This window comes from Nocardioides luti, from assembly GCF_014212315.1.
Lineage (GTDB): Bacteria > Actinomycetota > Actinomycetes > Propionibacteriales > Nocardioidaceae > Nocardioides > Nocardioides luti.
Genome location: NZ_JACKXE010000001.1, coordinates 2,169,670 through 2,191,359, shown reverse-complemented (window position 1 = coordinate 2,191,359; position 21,690 = coordinate 2,169,670). Strand labels below are relative to the sequence as shown.

Below are 21,690 nucleotides of genomic sequence, written 5' to 3'. Positions count from 1 at the left end.
TCGTCTCGTGCCGTCTCGTGCTGGTGTGGTGCGGTCCGGCTCAGCCGTTCGTACGCCGGGTGGTGGACGCGACCGCGTCGTTCGCGGCCGTCGACCCGGACAGTGCGGCCAGCGAGGCGGCCACCGAGTGGTCGGGCTCGGACTCGGGCTCGGCGTGCTCGCGGAGCACGACCAGGCTGCGGGTCTCGAGCTGGACCGTGGACCCGGCCGGGTAGGTGTCGGCGTCGTCGGCCGAGCCCCCGGTGTCGATGACCACGTCCCAGGCGGCGGCGTACTCGTCGGCCGGGAGGGTGACCTCGGCCGGCCCGTCGGCGTTGAAGTAGAGCAGGAAGTGGTCGTCGGTGATGGTGCCGCCGCGGGCGTCCTTGCCGGCGATGCCGTGCCCGTTGAGGTACATCCCGATGACCTTGGTGCCGCTCTCCCAGTCGTCCTCCTCCATCGGCTTGCCCCAGACCGAGAGCCAGACGATGTCGTTGAGGCGCTCGCTGTCGCCGTCGCCGATGCGCACGGTCTTGCCGGTGAAGAAGCGCTTGCGGTGGAAGGTCGGGTGCTCCTTGCGCAGCCGGGTGACGGCGGCGGTGAACTCCACGAGCGGCTTGTCGGCCTTGTCCCAGTGCATCCAGGCGATCTCGGAGTCCTGGGCGTAGGTGTTGTTGTTGCCGTCCTGCGAGCGGCTCATCTCGTCGCCGTGCAGCAGCATCGGCACGCCCTGGCTGAGCAGCAGGGTGGCGAGGAAGTTGCGCTGCTCGCGTGCCCGCAGCTCGAGGATCTCGGGGTCGTCGGTCGGCCCCTCCGCCCCGTGGTTCCACGAGCGGTTGTGGCTCTCGCCGTCGTTGTTGTCCTCGCCGTTGGCCTCGTTGTGCTTCTCGTTGTACGACACGAGGTCGCGCAGGGTGAAGCCGTCGTGGGCGGTGACGAAGTTGATGCTGGCGAACGGCCGGCGGCCCGAGTGCTCGTAGAGGTCGGACGAGCCGGCGATCCGGCTGGCGAACTCTCCCAGCGAGGGCTCGCCGCGCCAGAAGTCGCGCACGGTGTCGCGGTAGGCGCCGTTCCACTCCGTCCACTGGGGCGGGAAGCCGCCGACCTGGTAGCCGCCGGGGCCGACGTCCCAGGGCTCCGCGATCAGCTTGACCTGGCTGACCACCGGGTCCTGCTGCACGAGCTCGAAGAACGTCGCGAGCCGGTCGACCTCGTAGAACTCGCGGGCGAGCGTCGAGGCGAGGTCGAAGCGGAAGCCGTCGACGTGCATCTCGGTGACCCAGTAGCGCAGCGAGTCCATGATCAGCTGCAGCGAGTGCGGGTGCCGGACGTTGAGGGAGTTCCCGGTGCCGGTGTAGTCCATGTAGAACTGCTCGTCGTCCTCGACCAGGCGGTAGTACGCCTCGTTGTCGATGCCGCGCATGCTCAGCGTCGGGCCGAGGTGGTTGCCCTCCGCGGTGTGGTTGTAGACCACGTCGAGGATGACCTCGATGCCGGCCATGTGCATGGCCTTCACCATCGACTTGAACTCCTGGACCTGCTGGCCCTCGCCGCTGGCGGCGTACGACGCCTCGGGGGCGAAGAAGCCGATGGTGTTGTAGCCCCAGTAGTTGCGCAGGCCCTTCTCGACGAGGGTGCTGTCCTGGACGAACTGGTGCACCGGCATCAGCTCGATCGCGGTGATGCCGAGCTTGGTGAGGTGCTCGGTCACGGCCGGGTGCGCGAGACCGGCGTACGTCCCGCGCTGCTCCTCCGGGATGTCCGGGTGCAGCTGCGTGAGCCCCTTGACGTGGGCCTCGTAGATGATCGACTCGTTGTAGGGGATCGCCAGGTGGCGGTCGCCCTCCCAGTCGAAGAACGGCGTGATGACGACGCTCTTCATCATCCGGGCGGCGGAGTCGTCGTCGTTGCGCGAGTCCGGGTCGCCGAAGTCGTAGGAGAACAGCGACTGGTCCCACTCGATGTCGCCGCTGGTCGCCTTGGCGTAGGGGTCGAGCAGGAGCTTGTTCGGGTTGCAGCGCTGGCCCTTGCTCGGGTCCCACGGGCCGTGCACGCGGTAGCCGTAGCGCTGACCGGGCTGGACCATCGGCAGGTAGCCGTGCCAGACGTAGGCGTCGACCTCGGTCAGCTCCAGCCGGGTCTCGGTGCCGTCGGCGTCGAACAGGCAGAGCTCCACGCGCTCGGCCACCTCGCTGAACAGTGCGAAGTTGGTGCCGCTGCCGTCGAACGTCGCGCCCAGGGGGTACGCCGTACCGGGCCAGATCTCCACCACGATTGCCTCCTCAGGCGCTGGTCATTGGAACGATCAAAGCACAGACAGCGCAAGGTGGTGCTTCCCGGAGAGGCCCACCCACGGTCGCCGGTGCCGTCCCCCGAGGACCGGGGGTGTGACCGGGGACCTGCCCCGGCCGGGGAATGACTCAGGCGTACCCCGAGTTGCCGCCTGTCATGACTGTTTCGCGCGATGGGGTGGAGATCACACGGGCCAGCGTCGGGCTGCGCAGCGAGCGCGGACCGATCCTGCTCGCGGTGATGCTCTCGGTGGGCCTGGTGGCCATCGACTCCACGATCCTCGCGACCGCGGTGCCCGCGGTGGTCGACGACCTCGGCGGCTTCGCGCAGTTCCCGTGGCTGTTCTCGGTCTACCTGCTCGCGCAAGCCGTCTCGGTCCCGATCTACGGCAAGCTCGCCGACCTCGTCGGCCGCAAGCCGATCATGCTCGTGGGTGTCGGCCTGTTCGTGGTCGGCTCCCTGCTCTGCGGTGTCGCGTGGGGGATGGGCTCGCTGATCGCCTTCCGGGTGCTCCAGGGCCTGGGCGCCGGCGCGGTCCAGCCGATCGGCATGACGATCGTCGGCGACATCTACTCCCTCGAGGAGCGCGCCAAGGTGCAGGGCTACATCGCCAGTGTCTGGGCCGCGGCCTCGCTGGTCGGCCCGACGCTGGGCGGGGTCTTCTCCGACTACCTGTCGTGGCGCTGGATCTTCCTGGTCAACCTGCCGATCGGGATGGCGGCCGCGTGGGTCCTGTGGCGCCGCTTCGACGAGAAGATCGTGCGCAGCCGGCACCACGTCGACGTCGCGGGCGCGCTGCTGCTCGCGGTCGGCGGCACCCTGCTCCTGCTGGGGCTGCTCGAGGGCGGCGTGCGCTGGGGCTGGGGCTCCCCGCAGAGCGTCGGGATCTTCGTCGTGGCTGCGCTCCTGCTGGTCGGCTTCGTCCAGGTCGAACGGCGCTCGCCGGAGCCGGTGCTGCCGCTGTGGATCTTCCGCGACCGCGTGCTGAACGCCGCGGCCGCCGCGTCGTTCGTCGTCGGCGTCCTGATGCTCGGGCTGTCGTCGTACGTCCCTCTCTACGCGCAGTCCGTGCTCGGCCACGGCGCCGTGATGGCCGGGCTGGCGCTCGCGGCGATGACGATCGGCTGGCCGATCGCGGCGACCACCTCGGGGCGGTTCTACCTCTCGATCGGCTTCAAGCTGACGATGCTGATGGGGGCCGGCTTCGCGGTCGCCGGCGCGATGCTGCTGCTGACGGTCGGCCCCGACGCGTCCCTGCTGCACCTCGCGCTGCCGTGCTTCGTGATGGGGATCGGCTTCGGCTTCGTGGCGAGCCCCGCGGTCGTCGCCGCCCAGAGCTCGGTGGCCTGGCAGCACCGCGGCGTCGCGACCGGCGCCAACATGTTCGCCCGCTCGGTCGGCAGCGCGGTCGGCATCGCCGTCTTCGGCGCGATCGTCAACTCGATCGTCGCCTCGCGCACGGGGGGCACCGTGCCCGACCTCGAGCACCTGCCGTCCGGCGTCCTGGACCCGGCGATCCACGCCGTGTTCGTCGCCTCCGCGGTCGTCTCGGTGGTGCTGCTGGGTGTGGGCCTGCTCATGCCGCGACGTCTCGTGGAGCCCGCTACCGAGCAGTAGGATCCGGTCCATGAAGCGCCGCATCTACGACGAGGACCACGAAGCCTTCCGCGGATCCGTCCGCGAGTTCCTGGAGCGGTCGGTGGTCCCGCACGTGGACCAGCACGCCGCCGACAAGGCCCTGCCCCGCGAGTTCTGGCTCGAGGCCGGCAAGCAGGGGTTCCTCGGCCTCGAGGTGCCGGAGGAGTACGGCGGCAGCGAGGCCGGCGACTACCGGTTCAACGCGGTGCTGATGGAGGAGCTCTCCAAGGTCAACGCCGCCCTCTCGTCCTGCGTGGGCATCCACGCCGACATCGTGGCGCCGTACCTCGTCGAGCTGACCACCGAGGAGCAGCGCAAGCGCTGGCTGCCCGGCGTCGCCTCCGGCGAGATTCTCACCGCCATCGGCATGACCGAGCCCAGCGGCGGCTCCGACCTCGCCGCCCTCAAGACCACCGCGGTCCGCGACGGCGACGACTGGGTCCTCAACGGCTCCAAGACCTTCATCACCAACGGCTACTCCGCCGACCTCGTGGTCGTCGCGGCGCGCACCTCGCCGGAGAAGAAGGCCAAGGGCATCACGCTCTTCGGCGTCGAGACCGCCAAGGAGGGCTTCAGCCGCGGCCGCAAGCTCGACAAGGTCGGCCAGGACGAGTCCGACACCGCCGAGCTGTTCTTCGAGAACCTCCGCTGCACCGACGACGACATCGTGGGCGAGCTCGACAACGGCTTCATCCACATGATGCAGAACCTCCCCCAGGAGCGCCTGGGCTGCGCGATCTCGAACCTCGCGCACGCCAAGCAGATCCTCGAGGAGACGCTGCAGTACACCAAGGACCGCAAGGCCTTCGGCCAGGGCGTCGGCTCCTTCCAGCACAACAAGTTCCTGCTCGCCGAGCTGTTCACGCAGATCGACGTCACCCAGGCGTACGTCGACCAGTGCGTCGAGGCGCACGCCGCCAAGGAGCTCACGCCCATCGACGCGGCCAAGGCCAAGTGGTGGACCTCGCAGATCCAGAACGACGTCCTCGACCACTGCGTGCAGCTGCACGGCGGCTACGGCTTCATGAACGAGTACCGCGTCGCCCGCGCCTGGCGCGACGCCCGCGTCTCGAAGATCTGGGCCGGCTCGAACGAGATCATGAAGGAGCTCATCGGCCGCGACCTCGGCCTCTGAGCCGTTCGTCGGTCGAGGAGCGAGCGTCCGGGCACGCGTCGGTCGAGTAGCGAGCGCCAGCGAGCGTATCGAGACCCGAGCCTCTCGTCGGTCGAGTAGCGAGCGTCCGGGCACTCGCTGGTCGAGTAGCGAGCGCCAGCGAGCGTATCGAGACCTGAGCCCAGCCTCGCCTTGCTTGCGAGCGCGTCGGGCGATGCGGAGGATGGCGCCATGACCACCGACGCCACCGACGCGCCCGACGTCGCCCAGCCCGTCGGGCCGCACGAGGACGAGCCGCACGACAGCGGCCTGAACAACCGGCTGAACTGGCTGCGCGCCTCCGTGCTCGGCGCCAACGACGGCATCGTCTCGACCGCCGGCCTCGTGGTCGGCGTCGCCGGCGCCACCACCGACCGCACCGCGATCCTCGTCGCCGGGATCGCGGGGCTGGCCGCCGGCGCGCTGAGCATGGGCGCGGGGGAGTACGTCTCCGTGAGCACCCAGCGCGACTCCGAGCACGCCCTGCTCGCCAAGGAGCGCCGCGAGCTGGCCGAGGACCCCGAGGACGAGCTCGCCGAGCTGGCCGACATCTACGTGCAGAAGGGCCTCTCCGAGGAGCTCGCCCTGCAGGTCGCCCGCCAGCTGACCGAGCACGACGCGCTCGGCGCGCACGCCGAGGCCGAGCTCGGCATCGACCCCGACGACCTCACCAACCCGTGGTCCGCCGCCTGGGCCTCGATGCTGTCCTTCACGGTCGGCGCGCTGCTGCCGCTGCTCACGATCGTGCTCGTGGTCGCCGGCTGGCGGGTCCCGGTGACAGTCGTCGCGGTCGTGGGGGCCCTGGCCCTCACCGGCTGGGCCAGCGCCCGCTTCGGCTACGGACCCGCGAAGAAGGCGGTGCTCCGCAACATGGCGGGCGGGCTGTTCGCGATGCTCGTGACGTTCCTCATCGGGCAGCTGGTCGGCACCCAGATCTGACCGGGCGCCGCCCGGGCATGGCATTCGTCACGACGCCGGGCCGTGAGATCCCTGTTCGGATGCCGGGATCTGCCCTAGGTTGCGGCGGGTGAAGATCGCTGTAGCAAGGGAGACCCGTGACGGTGAGTCGCGCGTCGCGATGGTGCCCGAGCTGGTCGAGAAGCTGACCGGTCTGGGGTACGCCGTCGCGGTGCAGCCAGACGCCGGACGCCACGCACTCATCGATGACGAGGAGTACCGCTCCGCCGGTGCCACCGTCGACGACGGTGCCCTCGACGACGCCGACCTGGTCGTCTCGGTCCAGCCCCTCGGCACCGACGCGATCCGCCGGCTGCCCGCCGGGGCCGCGACGGTGTCCTTCCTGCCGACCGGCCAGGAGCCGGAGATCGTCCGGCAGTTGCGTGACAGCGGCGTGACGTCGTTCGCGATGGAGCTGGTGCCCCGCATCTCCCGCGCCCAGTCGATGGACGCGCTGTCCTCGCAGGCGCTGGTGTCCGGCTACCGCTGCGCGATCGTGGCCGCGGGCCTGCTGCGCCGCTTCTTCCCCCTCAACATGACCGCCGCAGGCACGGTGAAGCCCGCGCAGGTCGTTGTGCTCGGTGCCGGCGTCGCCGGGCTCCAGGCGATCGCCACGGCCAAGCGCCTCGGCGCGGTCGTCAAGGCGTACGACGTCCGCGCGGCCGCCGCCGAGGAGATCCGCTCGATGGGCGCGGTTGCGATCGAGCTGGAGCTGGAGACCCTGGAGGGCGCGGGCGGCTACGCCCGCGAGATGACCGAGGACCGCGCGGCCCGCCAGCGCGAGCTGCTCGCGCCGTACATCGCCGCCGCCGACGCGCTCATCACCACCGCCGCCGTCCCCGGGCGCACCGCACCGATGCTCGTCACGCGGCAGATGGTCGAGGCGATGAGCCCCGGCTCGGTCGTCGTCGACCTCGCCGCCGAGACCGGCGGGAACGTCGAGGGCTCGGTCGCCGGCGAGGTGGTCCGGCTCGGCAACGCCCAGGTGTGGGGCGGGCGCAACGTGCCCAGCCAGATGCCCGGGCCGGCCTCGCGGCTCTACGCCCAGAACATCGTCAACCTCGTCACGCTGATGACCGAGTCGTCCGAGGAGGCCGGCGCCGCCCGCTTCGCGCCGGACTTCGAGGACGAGATCGTCACCGGCGCCTGCGTCACGCGCGACGGCGCGATCCACCACGGACCGACCCGCGAGGCGATCGAGGGCCCGGACCCCGAGCCCGCCGGCGTACCCGCCCCGGAGCCCGACCCGGGGGCGTCCGACGCCCCCTTCGACCAGGAGGCCGAGTCATGAGCGAGGCAGTCGTCTGGCTGACGATCTTCGTGCTGTCCGTCTTCGTCGGCGTCGAGGTGATCTCCAAGGTCTCCTCGACGCTGCACACGCCGCTGATGTCCGGCGCCAACGCGATCCACGGGGTGATCCTGCTCGGCGCGATCCTGGTGACCGGCAGCACCGACAACACCGTGGCGCTCGTGGTCGGGCTCGTCGCGATCGTGCTCGCCGCCGTGAACATGGTCGGCGGCTTCGTCGTGACCGACCGGATGCTGCAGATGTTCACGCGCCGCAAGCCGGCCGCCCCCAAGGGAGACGACGCATGATCCCCACCTGGGCCCAGCTCCTCTACCTCCTCGGCGCGGTCGCCTTCATCCTCGCGCTCAAGGGACTCTCCGGGCCGAAGACGGCCCGGACCGGCAACCTGATCGGGGCGGTCGCGGCCGTCCTGGCCTGCGCCATCCCGTTCTTCTACGCCGACCTCGACCACGTGCCGCTGATCCTGGCCGCGATCGCCGTGGGCACGGCGGGCGGGCTGTACGGCGCCCGCACCGTGCAGATGACCCAGATGCCCCAGATGGTGGCGCTGTTCAACGGCGTCGGCGGCGGCGCGGCGGCCCTCGTGGCCCTGCTCGAGCTGCACGAGATCGTCGAGCTGCACGACCGCTTCCCGGGCTACGACGTGGAGTCGTTCACGCTGGTCGCGACCGCGTTCACGATCTTGGTCGGGTCGGTGTCGTTCGCCGGCTCGGTGGTCACCTTCGCCAAGCTCCAGGAGCTGATGACCTCCCGCCCGGTGGTCTTCCCCGGCCTCCCGGTCCTCTTCGGCGGCGGCTTCGTCGCCGCCGTCGTGATCTCCGTGCTGATGGTCCGCGAGCCGATGATGTGGGGCGGCATCGCCCTGGCCCTGCTCGGGCTCCTCGTCGGCGCCCTGCTGGTGCTGCCGGTCGGCGGTGCCGACGTCCCCATCGTCATCTCGCTGCTCAACGCCTTCACCGGCCTGACCGTGGCCGCCGGTGGCTACGTCCTGTCGAACACGCTGCTTCTGGTCGCCGGCACGCTCGTCGGTGCCTCGGGCACGTTCCTCACGCTGCTGATGGCCAAGGCCATGGGCCGCTCCGTCGCCAACATCCTCTTCGGGGCCCTCAAGGGCGGCTCGACGCTCGGCGCCGGCGAGGCCTCCGACCGCCCGGTGAAGTCCGCCGGGCCCGAGGACGTCGCCATCCTGCTCGGGTACGCCGACCGCGTGATCATCGTGCCCGGCTACGGCCTCGCCGTCGCCCAGGCCCAGCACACGCTGCGCGAGCTCGTCGACGTGCTGATCGCCCGCGGGACCCAGGTCGACTACGCGATCCACCCGGTCGCCGGCCGGATGCCCGGGCACATGAACGTCCTGCTCGCCGAGGCCCAGGTGCCCTACGAGCAGCTGATCGAGATGGACGACATCAACGGCGAGTTCAAGAACACCGACGTCGTCCTCGTCGTCGGCGCCAACGACGTCGTCAACCCGGCCGCCAAGACCACCCCGGGCGCCCCGATCTACGGCATGCCGATCCTCAACGCCGACGAGGCCAAGCAGGTCGTCTTCATGAAGCGCTCGATGCGCCCCGGCTTCGCCGGCATCGAGAACGAGCTGCTCTTCGAGCCGTCCACCACCCTGCTCTTCGGCGACGCCAAGGAGTCGCTCGGCAAGCTGCTGAACGCGGTCAAGGCGCTCTGAGGCCGGCCGCGGAGGTGTGCGGTTTGGTCACCAACCGCATGTTTCGGGGCCCTGGACGTGCGGTTGGTGACCAAACCGCGACTTCCGGCACCCGTGGCGACCGTCACGGATCACCTTCGGGGCGCCGGCTCGTTGACGAGGCATGACTGACGAGGACGACGACCGCTTCGCCCGCCCGGACGGCCACCGCTACGACGCGCCGGAGTCCGACGACACGCGGATCAACAAGGAGTGGGCCTACGCGGCCCTCGGGATCCTGGTGGTCCTGATGATGGTGCTGGTCGCGACCGGCACCGTGCAGATCTTCCCCGGCGGCTGAGCCCGTCGGGTCCCGGTCGCCCGCGGTTCGCCCGCGGTCGTCCACGGGCGCCCGCAGGCGTGCGGTCAGCCCGCCGCGACGCCGTACAGCCGGTCGCCCGCGTCGCCGAGCCCGGGCACGATGTAGCCCTTCTCGTTCAGCTTCTCGTCCATCGCCGCGGTCACGACGGTGACCGGCACGTCGATGCCCTCGAGGTCGCGCTCGAGCCGCTCGCAGCCCTCGGGCGCGGCCAGCAGGCAGATCGCGGTGATGTGGTCGGCGCCGCGGTCGGTGAGGAAGCGGATCGCCGCTGCGAGCGTGCCGCCGGTCGCCAGCATCGGGTCCAGGACGTAGCACTGCCGGCCGGACAGGTCGTCGGGCAGCCGCTCGGCGTACGTCGACGCCTCGAGCGTCTCCTCGTTGCGCACCATCCCGAGGAAGCCCACCTCGGCGGTCGGCAGCAGCCGCATCATGCCGTCGAGCATGCCGAGGCCGGCGCGCAGGATCGGGACGACCAGGGGCTTGGGGGTCGCGAGGCGTACGCCGGTCGTCGGCGACACCGGCGTGACGATGTCCACGGGCTCGACGCGCACGTCGCGGGTGGCCTCGTAGGCCAGCAGCGTCACCAGCTCGTCGGCCAGCCGACGGAACGTCGGGGAGTCGGTGCGCTCGTCGCGCAGGACGGTGAGCTTGTGGGCGACGAGGGGGTGGTCCACGACATGGGTGCGCATGGGCGAACCCTAGTCCAGCCGGGGCGGACGCCCCCGTGGGCACCGGCCCGGAAGGGGGTTGGCCGTGGGGTCCGTCTCTGTCACTCTGGGAGCGTCCGCAGGCCCCGTGCGGCCGGCCGTGCCCAGCGAAGGAGCGACATGTCCGAACAGACCGATGCCGTCGACTTCGCCGTCGCCGCCTACCGCGAGGAGGGCGTCTGGCAGGTCCAGGAGCTCGCCCACGACGTCCTCACCGAGATCGGCACGCTCGCCCACGCGCTGCGACGCTTCCCCGGGGACGGCGGCGCCGTCGGGATGATCGCGATCGACGAGGACTTCTTCGTCATCGTCCGGGTGGCGGGCGCGCACGTGCGGGTGCTGCTCTCCGACTTCACCGCCGCCGAGGAGTGGGAGCTGGCCAGCTCGGCCGTCGACTTCCTGCACCTGCCGATGCCCGAGGACGAGGACGAGTCCGCCCCCGCCGGCGACCTGGAGCTGCTCGGCGACCTCGGCATGCACGCGATGGACCTCGCGGTGCTGCTCGACGACGTCGACCTGTACCCCGACGAGATGCTCTCCGACATCGCCCGTCGCCTCGGCTTCGGCGAGCTGTTCGACGACGCCATCGGCCTCACCACCGCGTGAGCCGCGCCGCCTGGAGCGAGCCGATGCTCGCCGCCCTGGCCGAGGCGCGCGCCGCCCTCGCGACCGGCGACGTCCCGATCGGTGCGGTGGTGCTCGGCCCCGACGGCGCCGTCCTCGGCACCGGCCGCAACGTCCGCGAGGCCGACGCGGACCCCACCGGGCACGCCGAGGTGGTCGCGCTGCGCGCGGCTGCCGGCGTACGCCGGGAGTGGCGCCTTGACGGCTGCACCCTCGTCGTCACCCTCGAGCCCTGCACGATGTGCGCCGGCGCCGCCGTCCTCAGCCGCGTCGACCGCGTCGTCTTCGGCGCCTTCGATCCCAAGGCCGGCGCCGTCGGCAGCCTCTGGGACGTCGTCCGCGACCGCCGCCTCAACCACCGCCCCGAGGTCATCTCCGGCGTCCTCGCCGAGGAGTCGACCGCGCTGCTGGAGGCGTTCTTCCGCGAGCACCGGGGCTGATCGGGCGGGCGTTGACCGGGCTTGTAACGCCCGGTTATGGCAACCAGGGTCCCGTTCGAACGGGTCCCCAGATCCCATAACCGGGCGTGACAAGGGCCGCACACCGCGCGGCACCCTCAGCGGACGACCGGCTCCCCACCGTCGAGGAGCGCGAGCTCGGCGCGGCGGGGGAGGCCCTCCCAGTCGCCGGTGGTCAGGCAGGCGAAGGCGCCGCAGCGGACGGCGGTCGCGAGCCGGGTCGCGGCGGGACGGCCGGCCATCAGCTCGGCGAGGTAGCCCGCCACGAACGCGTCGCCCGCGCCGACGCTGTCGACCACGGCCACCGGCACCGCCGCGACCTCGTGGTCGACGCCGTCGATCCGGGCCCGGCAGCCGTCGGCGCCGAGCTTGAGCACCGCGTCGCCAGCGCTGGCAGCGCCGCCGGCCAGCCCCGCGAGCCCCGCCACCAGCTCGGCCGGGTCGGTGGCCGTGGTGCCGAGCAGGATCCGGGCCTCGTCGTCGCCGGCGAAGACGACGGCGGAGCGCTCCGCGATCGAGCGGTACGTCGGCCCGGGGTCGCGTCCCGCCCAGACCGCGGCCCGGTGGTTGACGTCGAAGGAGATCGGGACGCCGTGCTCCGCGGCGAGGTCGAGCGCCCGCTCCGTGGCGGCCAGGGCCGACGCCGACAGCCCGGGGGTGATCCCGGTGACGTGCAGGACGGAGGCGGCGGCCACCAGGTCGGACGGGACGTCGGCCGGGTCCAGCCGGCTGCCGGCGCTGCCGGTCCGGTAGTACCAGACCCGCGCGGTCGCGGCGGTCCGGCGCTCCTTGACCATCAGCGCGGTGGGAGCGGTGTCGTCGACGGTCGCGTGCAGGGCCAGCCCCTCGGCGCGGAGCTCGCGCAGCACCCGCTCGCCCAGGGAGTCGGCACCGACCCGGCCGATCCAGGCCGCCTCGCCGCCGAGGCGTCGGACGCCGATCGCGACGTTGCTCTCGGCGCCCCCGATCCCCAGCTGCAGGGACGGCACGTGCGCCAGCGACCCGACGGCGGCGCCGCCGGCCAGGGCCAGCGTCTCGCCGAGCGTGAGCAGCCCGGCCATCAGGCGTCCACCCCGGCGGACAGGTGCGCCACGGTCGCCCGGGCCGCCTGCCGGACGGCCTCGGCGGAGACCGGGCCGCGCGGTGTGACCCAGCTGCCGCTCACGGCCAGCACGCCAGGTCGCCGCAGGTAGTCCGGTGCGACGTCCCGCGTGATGCCCCCGCTCGGCACGACCCGCAGCCCCGGGAACGGCCCGCGCAGGGCGTCGACCATCGCCGGACCGCCGAGCTCGCGGGCGGGGAAGAGCTTGACCGTGTCGAGGCCGAGCGCCAGCGCCGCCATCACCTCGCCGGGCGTCGCGACCCCGGGCAGCACGGGGACCCCGAGCTCGAGGCAGCGCTCGACGACGGCCGGGCTGAAGCCCGGCGTCACGACGTACGCCGCCCCCGCGGCCACCACCGCGTCGACCTGCGCCACGGTCAGGACGGTGCCGGCGCCGACGAGGACGTCCGTGCGCCCCGCGACGAGCGCGAGCCCCGGCAGCCCGGCCGCCGAGCGCAGCGTGACCTCGACGAGGCCGAGTCCGCCGGCCGCCAGCCCCTCGACCAGGGGTACGGCGTCACCCGGGGTGTCGAGCACCGCGACCGGGAGGAACCGGTCCCGGCCCAGGCGCTCGACGAGGGCGTTCACCGGCCGAGCCAGCCCCCGTCGACGGGCAGCGTGACGCCGTCGACGTAGTCGGAGGCGGCGCTGCAGAGGAACACCGTCGCGCCCGCCAGGTCCTCGCCGCGGCCCCAGCGCCCGGCCGGGATCCGGCCGAGGATCGAGGCCGAGCGCTCCGGGTCGTCCTGGAGCGCCTGGGTGTTGTCGGTGGCGATGTAGCCGGGGGCGATCGCGTTCACGTTGACGCCGCGCGGCGCCCACTCGTTCGCGAGGGCCTTGGTGAGGCCCGCGATCCCGGACTTCGACGCGGTGTAGCCAGGGACGTTGATGCCGCCCTGGAAGCTCAGCAGCGAGGCGGTGAAGACCACCTTGCCGCGCCCGCGCGCGAGCATCGGCGCCGCGAGCAGCTGGGTGAGGACGAACTGCGACGACAGGTTGACCGCGATCACCTCGTCCCAGAGGTCGAGGCCGTGCTCGGCGGCGGGCTGGCGCCGGATGGTGCCGGCGTTGTTGACGAGGATGTCCGGCGTGCGCTCCCGGCCGGCGAGCTCGGTGCCCAGCGCCACGACGGCGTCCCGGTCGGCGAAGTCGCAGCGACGACCCTCGAAGGACCGTCCGGTCGCCTCGACCGCCCGGCCCACCTCGCTGTCGTCCTCGAGCTGGGCGCTGACGCCGATGACGTCCGCGCCGGCGGCGGCCAGCGCCTCGGCCATCGCGCGGCCGATGCCGCGGCGGGCGCCGGTCACGACGGCGAGGGACCCGGTGAGGTCGAACAGGCCGCTCATGCGCCGGCCCGGCAGTCGACGAGGATCTTCATGGCGCGACCCTGCTCGAGCGTGTGGAACGCCTCGGCGACCTCGGTCAGCGGCACCACCTGGGTGATCAGCGCGTCGGCCGGGACCACTCCGGCGTGCAGCAGCTCGACCGAGCGCTCGAAGTCGGTGCGCTCGTAGACCCGGGCGCCGACGATGGTGAGCTCGCGCCAGAACACGCGCTGCAGGTTGACCGGTCGCGGCTGCGGGTGGATCGCGACGACCACGACGGTGCCGCGCACGCGGGCGATGTCGGTCGCGGCCAGCACGGCCGAGGGAGCCCCCGAGACCTCGAAGACGACGTCGGCGCCGGCACCGCCGGTCCAGGCCTCGACCGTGTCGGTGAGGTTGCCGCTGGTCGGGTCGGTGCAGTCGAAGCCGAGCGCCTCGGCCGCGGCCCGACGGCCGGCGTCCGGCTCGCCGAGCAGCACCTCGGCCCCGGCGTCGCGGGCGACGACGGCGATGAGGACGCCGATCGGGCCACCCCCGAGGACCACGACGCGGTCGCCCGCGCCGAGCCCGGAGCGGCGTACGTCGTGCACGGCGACCGCGACCGGCTCGACCAGCGCGGCGTGCTCGAGGGAGAGGCCCTCGGGCAGCGCGACGAGCAGGTCGGCCCGGACGTTCCAGCGGCCCTGGAGGGCGCCGGGGGAGTCGATCCCGACGAAGTCGAGGTTCTGGCAGATGTGCTGGTGGCCCGCGAGGCAGGCCGGGCAGGTGCCGTCCCAGGCCAGCGGCATCACGGTCACGGCGTCGCCCACCGACCAGTCGGCGACACCCTCGCCGAGGACCGCGATCGTGCCGGACATCTCGTGCCCGATGACCGCCGGCAGGCTGACCCGGGCGTCCATGGCGCCGTGCAGGATGTGCAGGTCGGTGCCGCAGATGCCCACGTAGGCCACCGCCACCTGCACCTCCCCGGGCCCGGGGGCCACGGCCTCCGCCTCGTCGACCGTGATGGTCCTGTCTCCGACGTACGCCGCGCTCTGCATGGTGCTCCTCGTGCTCGGTGGGCCACTGGTGCGGGGCGGGTTGCCGGGGACCGGGCCGGGGCCTATTGTTGCGCAAACGATTGATCAGATGTCAAGGAGCGACCCCCGGGCCGCCCTGTAAGGAGGGCCCGTGAGCGACACCCCGGAGCTGCCCCTCGCCGGCCTGCTCGTCCTCGACTTCAGCCAGTTCCTCGCCGGCCCCGTCGCGGCCCTGCGCCTGGCCGACCTCGGCGCCCGCGTGGTCAAGATCGAGCGGCCGAGCGCCGGGGAGATCGGCCGCACCCTCGCCTTCGCCGGCCGCTGGCGCGACGGCGACACGCTGTCGTTCCACGCGATGAACCGCAACAAGCAGGCCGTCGTCGCCGACCTCAAGGACCCCGACGACCTCGCCGCCGTCAAGGAGCTGGTGGCCCGCGCCGACGTGCTGATCCAGAACTTCCGCCCCGGCGTGATGGAGCGCATCGGCCTCGACGCCGCCTCCGCCCTGGCGCTGAACCCGGGGCTCGTCTACGCCTCCGCGACGGGGTACGGCGCCGCCGGCCCGTGGGCGGCACGACCCGGCCAGGACCTGCTGGCCCAGTCGGTGGCGGGAGTCCCGTGGCTCAGCGCCACGCAGGAGCACCCCGTCCCGGTGGGCCTCGCGATCGCCGACCACCTGATGAGCTGCCACATCGCCGAGGGCGTCACCGCGCTGCTGGTCCGCAAGGTCCGCACCGGAGTCGGCGGCCTGGTCGAGACCAGCCTGCTGGAGGCGATGCTCGACCTGCAGCTCGAGCTCCTCACGACCACGCTGAACGACGCGCCGGGGACGCCCGAGGCGCCCGCCCCCGCCCGCGGTCCCCACTCCGCCCACGCCCACCTGGCGGCGCCGTACGGCACCTACCCGACGGCCGACGGCCACCTCGCGATCGCGATGGCCCGCGTGGACGACTTGGGCCGCCTCGTCGGCAGCGACACGCTCGCCGCGATCGACGACCCCGAGCGGTGGTGGAGCGAGCGCGCGAGCATCGAGCGCGAGCTCGCCGCCGTCCTCGCGACCCGCAGCACCGCGGCGTGGCTCGACGTGCTGGACCCGGCGGGCGTCTGGTGCGCCCCGGTGCTCACCCTCGACGCGATGCTCGAGCACGAGGCGTTCGCGGCGATCGGCATGACGCAGGAGGTCGAGCGGCCGGATCCGGCCGGCGGCGACCCCGTCCGGCTCACGACCACCCGCAGCCCGATCCGGCTGGACGGCCAGGTCCTCCGCAACCGCAAGGCGGCCCCCCGTCTCGGCGAGGACGGCGACGTGCACGACCTGCTGCGGGACGGTGGGGGAGATCGCGGCTGAGATCGTGGGGGACTCCGCGGGTCCGGTCCCGGCAGGGCCCGGCGACAGTAGGCTGCGGACCATGGCCACGCTGGGTGACGTCGCGGCACGTGCCGGCGTGTCGATCTCGGCCGTGTCGCGCGTGCTCAGCAACCACCCCTCGGCACGGGTGAGCGAGGCGACCCGGGTCCGGATCGTCGACGCCGCGCGCGACCTGCAGTACCGCCCCAACTTCGCCGGCAGGGCGCTGAAGTCGGCGCGCACCCAGGTGATCGGCCTGGTCGTGCCGGACCTGACCAACGCGCTCTTCACCGAGCTCATGCACGGCGCCGAGGACGAGGCCCGGGCGTGCGACTACACCGTGCTCCTCGGCCGCTCCGACGACGTGCGCCCCGGAGGCGAGGTGATCGAACGGCTGATCGGCGAGGGCCGCGTCGACGGCATGGTGGTCCAGGTCGGCGACGGCGTGCCGCCCGCCGGGCTCGGCGACCTGCTCGCCTCCAACGCGCCGATCGTGCTCATCAACTCGGCCTACCCCGGGCACGTGGGCTCGGTCGCCCTCGACGACGAGACCGGCGCCCGGCTGGCCACCCAGCACCTGGTCGACCTGGGGCACCGCGACATCGTGCTGGCCAACGGCCTGCCGCGCTCGTTCACCGCGAAGCGCCGCCGGGTCGGCTACCAGCGGGCCCTCACCGACGCCGGGATCGCGGTGGACCGGACCCGCGAGCTGCGGCTCGGCTACACCGCTGCCAACGGTCGGGCCGCCCTACGCCGGCTGCTCGCGCTCGAGGTGCGCCCGAGCGCGGTCGTCGTGGCCAACGTGAACGCCGCCGTCGGCCTGCTGGCGGAGGCCCGCGCCCACGGGATCCGGGTGCCGGACGACCTGTCGGTCGTGTGCGTCCACGACTCCTGGACCGCGGAGAACACCTGGCCCCCGTTGACCGCGGTGAAGATGCAGTTCTACGCGATGGGGCGCACCGCGGTGCGGGGCGTGATCGCCCGCATCGAGACCGGGGCGATGGTCGACGAGGTCATCACAGACCCGGCGCCGGAGCTGATCGTGCGTGAGTCCACGGCGCCGTACCCCTCCTGAGAGGGGTGTCGGGAAGCTCGTCGGAAAAAAGTGAACGTCGTCACGTCAAACGATTGACCAACCTGTGACGTAGGTCTAACGTTTGAGCAGCCGCGAGGGCGCCATCGACCGAGAACAGACGCGGCAGGACCAGAATCCCAAAGGAGCAAGTCCCATGAAGTCATCCAGCGCTCGTCTCGGGAAGAAGCGCCTGTCGGCCGCGGTGCTCAGCGCCACGGCCATGTTCGCCCTCGCCGCCTGCGGCGGCGGTGACGACGCGAGCACGGGGGCGTCGAACCAGACCGACTCCGGCGGCGCGATCACGGTGTGGGTCGACCCGCCCCGGGTGCCCGCCGCCGAGGCGTTCAAGAAGGCCAACCCCGACATCGACATCACCATCAACCAGATCGACGGCACCGTCGGCGGCAAGTCGCTGCAGCAGCAGTTCGCGCAGTTCAACCAGGCCAAGAAGGGCTGGCCGGACGCGATCTTCTTCCCGTCCAACGACGACATCGCCTGGGCGGCCGGCGCGCAGATCAACTACACCGCCGACCTCACCGACCTGCTCCCCGACGTGATCTCGGGCTACGACCCGGCCGTCATCGAGCCGTGCAACATCGACGACCAGATCCGCTGCCTGCGCAACGACGCCGCCCCGGACGTGTTCTGGTACAACAAGAAGTTCTTCGACGACAACGGCTACAAGGTGCCCACCACGTGGGAGGAGTACGCCCAGCTCGCCGTGCAGATCGCCAAGGAGAACCCCGGCAAGATCAGCGGGTTCACCGGCGACGCCTACGCCCCCGACCGCTACCTGTGGGCCAGCGGCTGCCCGACCAACGCGCGCCAGTCGGCGACCGACGTGAAGATCGACCTGTCGGACCCGACCTGCACCCGGGCCAAGGACCTGCTCTCGACGATGCTCGACGGCAAGGCCCTCTCGACGCTCGGCATCTTCGACGCCGACGCCGCGACCGCCGGCAAGGACCTCGTGATGAGCCCCGGCGCCGTCTGGTGGGGCGACTACCTCTTCAACCAGACGTGGAAGATCCCGGCCGGCCAGATGACCGCCGTGGACCCGCTCACCTGGGAGGGCGACAGCGAGCCCAGCACCGGTGACGAGGGCGGCGGCCTGTGGGGCGTCTCGAACCACATCAAGGGCAAGGAGCTCGAGAACACCCTGAAGTTCGCCGAGTTCGTCGCGACCGACCCGGCCTGGCAGGTCGACCTGACCACCGGCCTCCCGGCGTACGGCCCGGTCCAGGACCAGTGGATCGCCAAGCAGGCCAAGGCGAACTACTTCGCGGACAACGACACCACCTTCGCGGCGTTCAAGTCGGCGATCGGCTACGTCAAGCCGGACCACGCCTACATGCTCTACAACACCGGCAGCGTCTGGACCGAGACGATCACGCCGGCGCTGGTCGACGGCAAGAGCATCGACGACGCCTGGTCGGCGTTCGACGACGAGCTGAACAACCAGGCCAAGGCGATGGGCTACACCGTCAAGTGAGGACCGGAGCGGGTCGGGGCGTCTCCTCGACCCGGCCCGCTCCACTCCCGCACCACCCCTCATCACCCCTGCACCGAGGAGAGACGCAGCCGTGACGACCAAGGAGAAGCCAGCATGACGACGGGTCTGACAGAGGAACGGCAGGCAGTTCCACCCCCGCCGGCGCCGACCCCGACCCGCCGGCCACGCACCCGGGTCTCGCGGCCCAGCGAGGCCCGCGGCGCCTGGCTGCTGATGTCGCCGTACGTCGTCCTGCTGATGATCGCCGGCGTCATCCCGATCGGGTATGCCGTCGAGACGTCGCTCAAGCGGGCGCCCACGCCCCTCGACCCGACCAGCGGCTTCGGCGGGATCGACAGCTACAAGACCGTCGTCAGCGACTACCGCTTCGTCGACACGTTCATGAACATCGGCGCGGTCCTGGTGATCTGGCTGCCGATCATGATGATCGGCATCGTCTCGCTGGCGCTGCTGATCCACGCCAGCCCGGGCCGCTTCGGCTCCGCGATGCGCTTCGTCTACTTCATCCCGGGTGCGCTCGCCGGGATCGCGAACTTCGTCCTGTGGGTCTACCTCCTCAACCCGAGCCAGTCGCCGATCGAGGGCTTCTGGCACGCGATGGGCGTCGAGACCATCAAGCAGGCCGTGGCGACGCCCGGCCAGCTGCCGTTCGTGCTGACGGCGATGATGTTCTTCCAGGGCGTCGGCTCGTGGATCGTGGTCGTGAACGGCGGCCTCAACGGCATCTCCGCCGAGACCCTCGAGGCCGCGAGCCTCGACGGGGCCAACGCCTGGCAGCTCGCCTGGCACGTCAAGCTGCCGATCATCCGGCCGTGGCTCGGCTACGCCGCGCTGATGAACCTGGCCTACGGCTTCCAGCTGTTCCTCGAGCCGCAGCTGCTCGACCAGGTGGCCTCGAACGCGCTGCCCGACCAGTGGACGCCCACCCAGCTGGGCTACGCGTTCGCCTTCAGCAACTACAACTTCCCCGCCGCGGCCGCGATGTCGCTGATCCTCCTGGTCATCACCCTCGGGATCGGCATGGTCATCGTCTTCCGCAGCGGCCTCTTCGGCGAGGAGAGCTGATGAGCACGCAGGCCGCCACCCGGGCACCCCGGTCCACGAAGGGCGCCGCCCGTCGCACGGGCCCCGGCCCCGGCGCGTGGACCGTCGGACGCCTCGCCCGGGTCGTCACCATGCTGTTCGTCGCGGCGATCTTCGTCTTCCCGATGGTCGGCTTCATCGCGATGGCCTTCCGCGACAACGACAACGTCCAGGCCGGCAAGGACGGCTTCCTCGGCCTCGGCGGGGTCTCCTGGGACAACGCCGTCTTCAGCTGGTCGCAGGTCAACGGCTTCGGGCCGAACGGCGGGCTCTTCACGCAGTGGATGACCAACTCGCTGATCGTGGCCGGCAGCGGCGCCATCATCGCGGTGGTCGCCGCGCTGCCCGCGGGCTACGCGATGGCCCGGCTGCGCTACCGCGGCCGCCGGCTGATGCTGATCGTCACGCTGATCACGATGGTCATGCCCAACACGGTGCTCGTGATCCCGCTGTTCCTCGAGGTCAACGCCGTCGGCGCCGTGGGCGAGCTGTGGCCGGTCGCGGTGATCATGGGGTTCTTCCCGTTCGGGGTCTACCTCTCCTACATCCACTACCTCACGACGATGCCGGCCGAGCTCGTCGAGGCGGCCCGGCTCGACGGGCTCAGCGAGGTCTCGATCTTCCTGCGCATCGCGCTGCCGATCAGCAAGCAGGCGACGGTCCTCGTGGTCTTCTTCGCCTTCGTCGCGAACTGGACCAACTTCTTCCTGCCGCTCGCCCTGCTCTCGTCGAACCAGGACAACAAGACCGTCTCCATCGGCCTGCAGGAGCTCATCGGCGCCAGCCCGCTCTTCAACCCGACGGTCGCGGCCGGCCTCGACGTGAAGCTCTACATGCCCCAGCTCGCGATGGCGACGTTCCTCAGCATGCTGCCGCTGCTCGCCGTCTTCATCTTCGCCCAGCGCTACCTCATCCGGGGCGAGACCGTGGGGGCGGTGAAGGGGTGAGCGCCGGGTACGACCGCCCCGAGCTGCGCCCGCACCCCGGGTACACCCTCGACCTGCCGACCGCCCCGCGGCCGATCGTGGTCGTGGGGGCCGGCGGCATCGTGCGGGACGCCCACCTCCCGGCGTACGCCAAGGCCGGCTTCCCGGTCGCCGCGATCGTCGACCTGCAGGTCGACCGCGCCCGGGCGCTCGCGGACGAGTACGCCGTCGACCAGGTGCACGCCGACGTCGCCGCGGCCGTGGCGGCCGCTCCCGCGGACGCGGTGTACGACGTCGCGCTGCCGCCCGAGGCCCACGTCGAGGTCCTCGAGCAGCTCCCCGACGGTGCCGCCGTGCTGCTGCAGAAGCCGCTCGGCAACCACCTCGACGAGGGCCTGCGCACGCTGGAGGTCTGCCACCGCAAGGGCCTGGTCGCCGCGGTCAACACCCAGCTCCGCTTCGCGCCGTACGTCGCGGCCGCCCGTGCCCTCGTGGCGAGCGAGGCGATCGGCGAGCTCTACGACCTCGAGGTCCGCGTCTCGGTGAACACCCCCTGGGAGCTGTTCCCCTACGTCCTCGACCTCGACCGCCTCGAGATCAACATGCACAGCGTCCACTACCTCGACCTGGTGCGCTCGTTCCTCGGTGACCCGACCGGCGTCTCGGGCACGACCGTGCGCAACCCGGCACGCAGCCACGCCAACAGCCGCACGAACCTCGTCCTGCACTACGGCGACCGGCCGGTGCGCGTGGTGGTCTCGACCAACCACGACCACACCTTCGGCGACGGCTACGAGGAGAGCTTCGTGAAGTGGGAGGGCACCCGCGGTGCCGTCCGCGCCCAGCTCGGCCTTCTGCTCGACTACCCGCGCGGCGGCCCCGACGTCCTCGAGGCGTGGCTCGCCGACGACCCGGAGGCCGGCTGGCAGCCGGTGCCGTTCGAGGGCTCGTGGTTCCCCGACGCGTTCATCGGCTCGATGGGCGTCCTGCAGCGCTACCTCGAGGGCTCGATCGACTCGCTGCCGACCTCGGTGGACGACGTGTTCCGCACGATGGCCGTCGTCGAGGCCGGCTACCTCGCCACGGCCGCCGGCGGGGTGCCCCCGCCGTACGACGCCGCCCCGCACTGAGCGCCACCCGGCGCACCCCCGCACCTCCCCG

General features: G+C 71.9%; 21 protein-coding genes. 15 read left to right on the top strand and 6 right to left on the bottom strand.

What is annotated here, in order from left to right:
• Positions 1 to 40: 40 nt before the first annotated feature.
• Complete coding sequence (gene glgX, locus H5V45_RS10445; protein WP_185254586.1) at positions 41 to 2,248, bottom strand: glycogen debranching protein GlgX; 2,208 nt, start codon at positions 2,246 to 2,248, stop codon at positions 41 to 43.
• Positions 2,249 to 2,448: 200 nt separating this feature from the next.
• On the opposite strand from glgX, the gene H5V45_RS10440 reads away from it, so the two are divergent.
• The 7 genes from H5V45_RS10440 (at position 2,449) to H5V45_RS10410 (ending at position 9,328) form a co-directional block, all read left to right on the top strand.
• Complete coding sequence (locus H5V45_RS10440) at positions 2,449 to 3,888, top strand: MDR family MFS transporter (RefSeq protein ID WP_343061502.1); 1,440 nt, start codon at positions 2,449 to 2,451, stop codon at positions 3,886 to 3,888.
• A 10-nt stretch (positions 3,889 to 3,898) separates the two neighbouring features.
• Positions 3,899 to 5,044 (top strand): acyl-CoA dehydrogenase family protein, encoded by a 1,146-nt coding sequence (locus H5V45_RS10435; protein ID WP_185252869.1) that lies wholly within the window; start codon positions 3,899 to 3,901, stop codon positions 5,042 to 5,044.
• A gap of 210 nt (positions 5,045 to 5,254) precedes the next feature.
• On the top strand, positions 5,255 to 6,001 hold the full coding sequence (locus tag H5V45_RS10430; protein ID WP_185252868.1) for a VIT1/CCC1 transporter family protein: 747 nt from the start codon (positions 5,255 to 5,257) through the stop codon (positions 5,999 to 6,001).
• An 88-nt stretch (positions 6,002 to 6,089) separates the two neighbouring features.
• Positions 6,090 to 7,310: a Rossmann-fold NAD(P)-binding domain-containing protein gene (locus H5V45_RS10425; protein ID WP_185252867.1), complete on the top strand. Its 1,221-nt coding sequence runs from the start codon at positions 6,090 to 6,092 to the stop codon at positions 7,308 to 7,310.
• Entirely contained in the window at positions 7,307 to 7,615 is a 309-nt protein-coding gene (locus tag H5V45_RS10420; RefSeq protein ID WP_185252866.1) for an NAD(P) transhydrogenase subunit alpha part 2, read from the top strand. Before H5V45_RS10425 ends, H5V45_RS10420 begins: the two co-directional genes overlap by 4 nt.
• Complete coding sequence (locus H5V45_RS10415) at positions 7,612 to 9,009, top strand: NAD(P)(+) transhydrogenase (Re/Si-specific) subunit beta (RefSeq protein ID WP_185252865.1); 1,398 nt, start codon at positions 7,612 to 7,614, stop codon at positions 9,007 to 9,009. Before H5V45_RS10420 ends, H5V45_RS10415 begins: the two co-directional genes overlap by 4 nt.
• Before the next feature lie 142 nt (positions 9,010 to 9,151).
• Positions 9,152 to 9,328 carry a hypothetical protein gene (locus tag H5V45_RS10410; protein ID WP_185252864.1) on the top strand — a complete coding sequence of 59 codons (177 nt, stop codon included), beginning with the start codon at positions 9,152 to 9,154 and terminating at the stop codon, positions 9,326 to 9,328.
• Positions 9,329 to 9,393: 65 nt separating this feature from the next.
• On the opposite strand, the gene upp is transcribed toward H5V45_RS10410, so the two are convergent.
• Positions 9,394 to 10,038 (bottom strand): uracil phosphoribosyltransferase, encoded by a 645-nt coding sequence (upp, locus tag H5V45_RS10405; protein ID WP_185252863.1) that lies wholly within the window; start codon positions 10,036 to 10,038, stop codon positions 9,394 to 9,396.
• Between the two features lie 138 nt (positions 10,039 to 10,176).
• Between upp and H5V45_RS10400 the strand changes: the two genes are divergently transcribed.
• Positions 10,177 to 10,662 carry a tRNA adenosine deaminase-associated protein gene (locus H5V45_RS10400; protein WP_185252862.1) on the top strand — a complete coding sequence of 162 codons (486 nt, stop codon included), beginning with the start codon at positions 10,177 to 10,179 and terminating at the stop codon, positions 10,660 to 10,662.
• A gap of 23 nt (positions 10,663 to 10,685) precedes the next feature.
• Positions 10,686 to 11,120 carry a nucleoside deaminase gene (locus H5V45_RS10395; RefSeq protein WP_185254585.1) on the top strand — a complete coding sequence of 145 codons (435 nt, stop codon included), beginning with the start codon at positions 10,686 to 10,688 and terminating at the stop codon, positions 11,118 to 11,120.
• 116 nt (positions 11,121 to 11,236) lie between these two features.
• On the opposite strand, the gene H5V45_RS10390 is transcribed toward H5V45_RS10395, so the two are convergent.
• Genes H5V45_RS10390 through H5V45_RS10375 form a run of 4 tightly spaced genes read right to left on the bottom strand, consistent with a single transcriptional unit; the run spans position 11,237 to position 14,605 of the window.
• Positions 11,237 to 12,199, bottom strand: a complete 963-nt coding sequence (locus H5V45_RS10390) for a sugar kinase (RefSeq protein ID WP_185252861.1) — start codon at positions 12,197 to 12,199, stop codon at positions 11,237 to 11,239.
• Positions 12,199 to 12,828, bottom strand: coding sequence for a bifunctional 4-hydroxy-2-oxoglutarate aldolase/2-dehydro-3-deoxy-phosphogluconate aldolase (locus H5V45_RS10385; protein ID WP_185252860.1), 630 nt, complete (start codon positions 12,826 to 12,828; stop codon positions 12,199 to 12,201). Before H5V45_RS10385 ends, H5V45_RS10390 begins: the two co-directional genes overlap by 1 nt.
• Positions 12,825 to 13,586: an SDR family oxidoreductase gene (locus tag H5V45_RS10380; RefSeq protein ID WP_185252859.1), complete on the bottom strand. Its 762-nt coding sequence runs from the start codon at positions 13,584 to 13,586 to the stop codon at positions 12,825 to 12,827. Before H5V45_RS10380 ends, H5V45_RS10385 begins: the two co-directional genes overlap by 4 nt.
• Complete coding sequence (locus H5V45_RS10375; RefSeq protein WP_185252858.1) at positions 13,583 to 14,605, bottom strand: zinc-dependent alcohol dehydrogenase; 1,023 nt, start codon at positions 14,603 to 14,605, stop codon at positions 13,583 to 13,585. Before H5V45_RS10375 ends, H5V45_RS10380 begins: the two co-directional genes overlap by 4 nt.
• Positions 14,606 to 14,735: 130 nt before the next feature.
• Here H5V45_RS10375 and H5V45_RS10370 point away from each other — a divergent pair, with 130 nt between their 5' ends.
• From H5V45_RS10370 to H5V45_RS10345, 6 genes are all read left to right on the top strand, one after another.
• Entirely contained in the window at positions 14,736 to 15,932 is a 1,197-nt protein-coding gene (locus H5V45_RS10370) for a CoA transferase (RefSeq protein WP_185252857.1), read from the top strand.
• Between the two features lie 61 nt (positions 15,933 to 15,993).
• Complete coding sequence (locus H5V45_RS10365) at positions 15,994 to 17,007, top strand: LacI family DNA-binding transcriptional regulator (RefSeq protein ID WP_185252856.1); 1,014 nt, start codon at positions 15,994 to 15,996, stop codon at positions 17,005 to 17,007.
• A gap of 154 nt (positions 17,008 to 17,161) precedes the next feature.
• Entirely contained in the window at positions 17,162 to 18,499 is a 1,338-nt protein-coding gene (locus H5V45_RS10360; RefSeq protein WP_221633977.1) for an ABC transporter substrate-binding protein, read from the top strand.
• Positions 18,500 to 18,613: 114 nt separating this feature from the next.
• Positions 18,614 to 19,585 carry a carbohydrate ABC transporter permease gene (locus H5V45_RS10355; protein ID WP_185252855.1) on the top strand — a complete coding sequence of 324 codons (972 nt, stop codon included), beginning with the start codon at positions 18,614 to 18,616 and terminating at the stop codon, positions 19,583 to 19,585.
• Positions 19,585 to 20,550: a carbohydrate ABC transporter permease gene (locus tag H5V45_RS10350; RefSeq protein ID WP_185252854.1), complete on the top strand. Its 966-nt coding sequence runs from the start codon at positions 19,585 to 19,587 to the stop codon at positions 20,548 to 20,550. The genes H5V45_RS10355 and H5V45_RS10350 overlap by 1 nt, the downstream gene beginning before the upstream one ends.
• Complete coding sequence (locus tag H5V45_RS10345; RefSeq protein ID WP_221633976.1) at positions 20,547 to 21,659, top strand: Gfo/Idh/MocA family protein; 1,113 nt, start codon at positions 20,547 to 20,549, stop codon at positions 21,657 to 21,659. The genes H5V45_RS10350 and H5V45_RS10345 overlap by 4 nt, the downstream gene beginning before the upstream one ends.
• The last annotated feature ends 31 nt before the right edge of the window (positions 21,660 to 21,690 follow it).

Bases quoted from the DNA above. Each gene is read 5' to 3' on its own strand.
- H5V45_RS10395 (WP_185254585.1), top strand. From the start codon at position 10,686: ATGCTCGCCGCCCTGGCCGAGGCGCGCGCCGCCCTCGCGACCGGCGAC.
- H5V45_RS10355 (WP_185252855.1), top strand. From the start codon at position 18,614: ATGACGACGGGTCTGACAGAGGAACGGCAGGCAGTTCCACCCCCGCCG.
- H5V45_RS10415 (WP_185252865.1), top strand. From the start codon at position 7,612: ATGATCCCCACCTGGGCCCAGCTCCTCTACCTCCTCGGCGCGGTCGCC.
- H5V45_RS10400 (WP_185252862.1), top strand. From the start codon at position 10,177: ATGTCCGAACAGACCGATGCCGTCGACTTCGCCGTCGCCGCCTACCGC.
- H5V45_RS10410 (WP_185252864.1), top strand. From the start codon at position 9,152: ATGACTGACGAGGACGACGACCGCTTCGCCCGCCCGGACGGCCACCGC.
- H5V45_RS10435 (WP_185252869.1), top strand. From the start codon at position 3,899: ATGAAGCGCCGCATCTACGACGAGGACCACGAAGCCTTCCGCGGATCC.
- H5V45_RS10365 (WP_185252856.1), top strand. From the start codon at position 15,994: ATGGCCACGCTGGGTGACGTCGCGGCACGTGCCGGCGTGTCGATCTCG.
- H5V45_RS10375 (WP_185252858.1), bottom strand. From the start codon at position 14,605: ATGCAGAGCGCGGCGTACGTCGGAGACAGGACCATCACGGTCGACGAG.
- H5V45_RS10430 (WP_185252868.1), top strand. From the start codon at position 5,255: ATGACCACCGACGCCACCGACGCGCCCGACGTCGCCCAGCCCGTCGGG.
- H5V45_RS10420 (WP_185252866.1), top strand. From the start codon at position 7,307: ATGAGCGAGGCAGTCGTCTGGCTGACGATCTTCGTGCTGTCCGTCTTC.
- H5V45_RS10360 (WP_221633977.1), top strand. From the start codon at position 17,162: ATGAAGTCATCCAGCGCTCGTCTCGGGAAGAAGCGCCTGTCGGCCGCG.
- H5V45_RS10390 (WP_185252861.1), bottom strand. From the start codon at position 12,199: ATGGCCGGGCTGCTCACGCTCGGCGAGACGCTGGCCCTGGCCGGCGGC.
- upp (WP_185252863.1), bottom strand. From the start codon at position 10,038: ATGCGCACCCATGTCGTGGACCACCCCCTCGTCGCCCACAAGCTCACC.
- H5V45_RS10380 (WP_185252859.1), bottom strand. From the start codon at position 13,586: ATGAGCGGCCTGTTCGACCTCACCGGGTCCCTCGCCGTCGTGACCGGC.
- H5V45_RS10350 (WP_185252854.1), top strand. From the start codon at position 19,585: ATGAGCACGCAGGCCGCCACCCGGGCACCCCGGTCCACGAAGGGCGCC.